The sequence below is a fragment of the Mesorhizobium sp. M7D.F.Ca.US.004.03.1.1 genome (assembly GCF_003998635.1).
Classification (GTDB): Bacteria; Pseudomonadota; Alphaproteobacteria; order Rhizobiales; family Rhizobiaceae; genus Mesorhizobium; species Mesorhizobium loti.
This window is the reverse complement of sequence record NZ_RZQG01000484.1, coordinates 1-4,587: the sequence shown is the minus strand read 5'-3', so window position 1 is coordinate 4,587 and position 4,587 is coordinate 1. Positions and strand designations below refer to the sequence as shown.

Here is a 4,587-nt window from a genome sequence, read left to right as displayed (position 1 = left end):
CGACATCGAAGCCATGGCAGTCACCGAACTGACATCGGACGAAACCCATTTCAACCTGAGCTGGCGGCTCGAGGCCCGAGAACAGGGCACGCTCGTCCACAGCGCCTCGGCGACGCGGCGCATCAGGCGCGATTTCGCCTGACAGGAGCGGAGAGGAGACCATGCTTGCATATGCAGTGAAGCGCATCGGTCTCGGCCTCCTGATCCTCGTGCTTGTCATGATCGCCATGTATGCGGCCGTTTTCCTGGTTCCGGGCGATCCTGCAACCGTGGCGCTTGGTCCACGCGCCACGCCGGAATTGAAGCGGCTGCTGATCGAGCGCATGGGCCTCGACCAGCCGGTCTGGTGGCAGATCGTCGAATTCTTCCGCAACGCGCTGACCGGCAATCTCGGCTACGATGTCTGGTCGAACCGGCCCGTCTCCACCCTGGTGCTGGAAGCGTTGCCGAACACGCTGATCCTCGGGCTGACCGCGCTCACCGTCGCGCTTCTCATCGGCGTTCCGCTCGGCTGCCTGTCCGTGATGCGGCGCGGCACAACAGCCGATGCCATCATCGGCGTGCTGTCGGTCGGCGTCATCGCCGTGCCGTCCTTCGTCGTCGCCATCTATTCGCTGCTGCTCTTTGCCGTGACGCTGCGCTGGCTGCCGGCCATCGGTGCCGGCGAGGCCGGTGACTTCGTCAGCCAGGCCAAGGCGCTGATCATGCCGGCGGCAGCCATAGCGCTCGGCTGGATCGGCTACATCGCCCGCATGGTGCGCGCCTCGATGATGGAGGTGATGGGCGAACCGCACATCCGCACCGCGCGCTCGTTTGGTTTGCCTGAATGGAAGATCGTCTCCAAATACGCGCTGCGCATCGCCATCATCCCGACCATCTCGCTGGTCGCCGTCGGCCTCGGCAGCATCCTGTCCAGCGCCGTCTTCGTCGAGGCGGTGTTCGCTCGACCCGGCATCGGCAAGCTCATCACCGACGCCGTCAACACCCGCAACTATCCGGTCGTCATGGGCACGGTGCTGATCATGACCGCCATCTACGTCTCCATCACCATCGCCGCCGATCTGTTGATTGCGCGGCTCGACCCGAGGGTGCGCGATGTCTTCCGTGGCTGACGCCTCGCTCTCCCTTCCGGACCGACAAAGGCTGCCGCCGCTGCGGGCGCTGCTTGCCGATCCGTTCACTTGCGTGGCGCTGATCCTGGTCACCGGCTTCCTCATCACCGCAATCTTCGCGCCATGGCTGGCGCCCTATTCGCCGATCAAGATCGATGTGCTGCACAAGCTGCAGCCGCCATCGCTCGCGCACTGGTTCGGAACCGATCATCTCGGCCGGGATCTCCTGTCGCGCGTCATTTTTGGCGCGCGCACGGCGCTGACCATCGCCATGGTCTCGGTGGCCATCGCCGGCGCCATCGGCCTGCTGCTCGGCCTGATCGCCGGCTACGGGCCGCGCTGGCTCGACGCCATCCTGGTGCTGAGCTTCGACAGCTTGAACTCGCTCCCGATGATCATGTTCGCGCTCGCCATCATCACCGTGCTCGGCGCCGGCACCGGCACGCTGATCATCGTCATCGCCGCGACCTCGTTCCCGAGCTATGCCAGGCTGATCCGGGCGCAGACGCTGGCGCTGAAGAACAGCGACTATATCCTCGCCGAGCGCCTGCTCGACGCCAGTGCAACGCGCATCATCTTCATCCACCTCCTGCCCAATGTCGTCGGCCCGCTGATCATCCTTCTGTCGATGGACATTCCGGTCGTCATCATGGTCGAGGCCGGCCTTAGCTTCCTCGGCCTTGGTGTGCGGCCGCCGACACCGTCCTGGGGCTCGATCCTCTATGATGGCTACACCTCGATCCGCTCGGCACCGTTCATGGTCATCTTCGGCGGGCTGCCGCTGGTGCTCGCAACGCTCGGCTTCACTTTCCTCGGCGAGGGCCTGCGCGACTATCTCGACCCGCGCCTGCAATTGCGGAGGCCGGCATGACCGGCTCGCTTTCCGCCATCGATCTCAGCGTCCGCTATGAGACGCCGCATGGCGCAGTGCATGCCTTGCGTCATGTCGACATCGAAGCGCATCCCGGCGAGGTGATCGGCATTGTCGGTGAGAGCGGCTGCGGCAAGTCCACGCTGGTCACCGCATTGGCCAACCTGTTGCCGGCCAATGCCCGCATCGACGGATCGATCAGCTACAACGGCGTCGACCTGGCAAAGCTCGACGCGCACCATCAGCGCCTGCTGCGTGGTGACGAGATCGCGCTGGTCAGCCAGGATCCGATGACCGCCTTCAACCCGGTGCTGACCATCGGCGACCAGCTCGTCGACTTCCAGCACCACCGCAAGGATCTCGGCCGTGCGCAGAAGCGGGCGCGCATCGCCGCCATGCTCGGCCGCGTCGGCATTGCGGATGCCGAACGGCGGATGAACAGCTATCCGCACGAACTGTCCGGCGGCATGCGCCAGCGCGTGGCGATTGCCGCCTCCCTGTTGACCGATCCCGGCCTGCTCATCGCCGACGAGCCGACGACGGCGCTCGACGTGACCATGGAGGCGCAGATCATCCATCTGCTGCGCGAACTCCGGCGCGACTACAACGGCATCATCATTGTTGTCTCGCACCATCTCGGCGTCATCGCCGAGCTCTGCGACCGCGTCTATGTCATGTATGCCGGCGAGGTGGTGGAGGGCGGCGAGGTCGACGCCATCTTCCACGATGCGCGGCATCCCTATACGCAAGCGCTGCTCGCCTGCGATCCTGCCCGCTTCCACGAGCGACTGGACAGGCTGCCGACCATTCCCGGCTCGCTTCCCAATCTGACCCAACCGCCAATGGGATGCGTCTACGCGCCGCGCTGCGATCGTGCGTTCGCGCCATGCGGTTCGGTCGCGCCGCCACTCGTGAAACTGTCCGCCTCGCATGTCGCGCGCTGCCATGCGGTGACGCCATGAGCCCGCTGCTCGCCATCAATGATCTGTCGGTGACCTTCGCACGTAAGAGTTTGCTCAGCCGCCTGATCAATCCGTTCCCCTTGCCGAGCTTCAATGTCATCGACGGCGTGACGCTGTCGCTGATGCCGGGCGAGACGCTTGGGCTGGTCGGCGAGTCCGGTTCCGGCAAGACGACGCTTGCCCGCACCATTCTTGGCCTTGTGCGCGCCGCTGCCGGCCGCATCACCTTCGAGGGCAGGGACGTGGCGACGCCGGCCGATTTCCGCGCCATGCGAAGGCGCTCGGCGATGATGTTCCAGGACCCTGTTGCCTCGCTCAGCCCGCGCCTGCGCATCGGCACACTGCTGACCGAGCCGCAGATCATTCAAGGCGTGCCGATGCCGGATCGCCGCGCCGCGGCAAAAGCGCTGCTGGCGCTGGTCGGCCTGCCGGCCTCCTTCGTCGACCGCTTTCCACATGAGCTGTCGGGCGGGCAGGCGCGCCGCATCGGCGTCGCCCGCGCGCTGGCAATGAAGCCGCATCTGCTGCTCGCCGACGAGCCGACCGCCGGCCTCGATGTCTCCGTGCAGGGCGACGTGCTCAACCTGATCGGCGAGCTGAAACGCGAGCTTGGTTTCGCCGCCATGATCGTCACCCACAATCTGGCAATGATCCGCCATGTCAGCGATCGGCTGGCCATCATGTATCTCGGCCGGCTGGTCGAGACGGGACCGACGCAGGATGTGTTTTCGGCGCCGCTGCATCCCTACACGGCGACGCTGATCCGGTCCGAGCCGATACCCGACCCACGCCGGCGCAGCCAGAACCCCGCCGTCACTGGCGAGATCCCAAGTGTATTCCGGCGGCCATCTGGCTGCGAATTCCACACACGCTGCCCGATCGCGCGCGATCGCTGCAAGACCGAGGCACCGGCCTATCGACCGATGGGCACCGATCGGATGGTGCGCTGCCATTTCCCGCTGGTGACAGGCGGGCAAGAACGGGAAGCCTTCTCACGCGCTTCCGCAAACCACAGGGGAAACTGACATGACACAATGGAACATGGACAGACGTGCATTCCTGAAAGCGGCGGGCGCGCTGGGTGTCGGCCTGACGATGAAGCCGGGCTTCGCCTGGTCGGCCGCCGGCGACACTTTGCGCATCCGCATGGAGGGCGATCTGCAATGCCTCGATCCTGCCTTCATGAATGGCGGCATCGAGGATGTCATGATGCGAGGTATCTATGTCTCGCTGAACCGTTTCGACGATATCAGGAAAGGCTCGCCCTGGTCGTTGTGGGGCGCCGAAAAGCTCGAACAGAAAGATCCGAGGACCATCGCCTTCACCTTGATCGACGGGCTGAAATGGTCTGGTGGATTTGGCGCGGTCACCGCCGATGACGTGAAGTTCTCGTTCGAGCGCATCGCCGACAAGGCCCTGTCGTCGCCCTGGGCCTATCAGTTCGAAAAACTCGACCGCGTCGAGGTCGTCGATGCACGCAACGGCATCATCCACCTGAAAGAGCCCTACCAGCCGATCTTCGTCACCAGCCTGCCTTACTATGGCGGACACATCATCAGCCGCGCCGGCACCGAGAAGGCGGGTGGCAAGTTCACCACCGAGCCGCCGGCGACATGCGGTCCCTACCTCTTCTCCGACTGGC

At 64.9% G+C, this 4,587-nt stretch carries 5 protein-coding genes; all 5 read left to right on the top strand.

The features are described from left to right. The first annotated feature begins 161 nt into the window (after positions 1 to 161). Positions 162 to 1,112 (top strand): ABC transporter permease, encoded by a 951-nt coding sequence (locus tag EN935_RS23415; protein ID WP_109661951.1) that lies wholly within the window; start codon positions 162 to 164, stop codon positions 1,110 to 1,112. After that, on the top strand, positions 1,105 to 1,983 hold the full coding sequence (locus EN935_RS23410) for an ABC transporter permease (RefSeq protein WP_245489028.1): 879 nt from the start codon (positions 1,105 to 1,107) through the stop codon (positions 1,981 to 1,983). Before EN935_RS23415 ends, EN935_RS23410 begins: the two co-directional genes overlap by 8 nt. Beyond that, the gene (locus tag EN935_RS23405) at positions 1,980 to 2,945 is read left to right on the top strand and encodes an ABC transporter ATP-binding protein (RefSeq protein ID WP_109661953.1); all 966 of its coding nucleotides are present in this window, start codon (positions 1,980 to 1,982) and stop codon (positions 2,943 to 2,945) included. The genes EN935_RS23410 and EN935_RS23405 overlap by 4 nt, the downstream gene beginning before the upstream one ends. Continuing rightward, positions 2,942 to 3,970: an ABC transporter ATP-binding protein gene (locus EN935_RS23400; protein WP_109661954.1), complete on the top strand. Its 1,029-nt coding sequence runs from the start codon at positions 2,942 to 2,944 to the stop codon at positions 3,968 to 3,970. The genes EN935_RS23405 and EN935_RS23400 overlap by 4 nt, the downstream gene beginning before the upstream one ends. A gap of 1 nt (position 3,971) precedes the next feature. After that, positions 3,972 to 4,587, top strand: a 616-nt coding sequence (locus EN935_RS23395) for an ABC transporter substrate-binding protein (RefSeq protein WP_245489027.1), incomplete at its 3' end; no start/stop codon positions are given.

Excerpts from the sequence above, each read along its gene's own strand:
- EN935_RS23415 (WP_109661951.1), top strand. The coding sequence starts at position 162 with ATGCTTGCATATGCAGTGAAGCGCATCGGTCTCGGCCTCCTGATCCTC.
- EN935_RS23400 (WP_109661954.1), top strand. The coding sequence starts at position 2,942 with ATGAGCCCGCTGCTCGCCATCAATGATCTGTCGGTGACCTTCGCACGT.
- EN935_RS23405 (WP_109661953.1), top strand. The coding sequence starts at position 1,980 with ATGACCGGCTCGCTTTCCGCCATCGATCTCAGCGTCCGCTATGAGACG.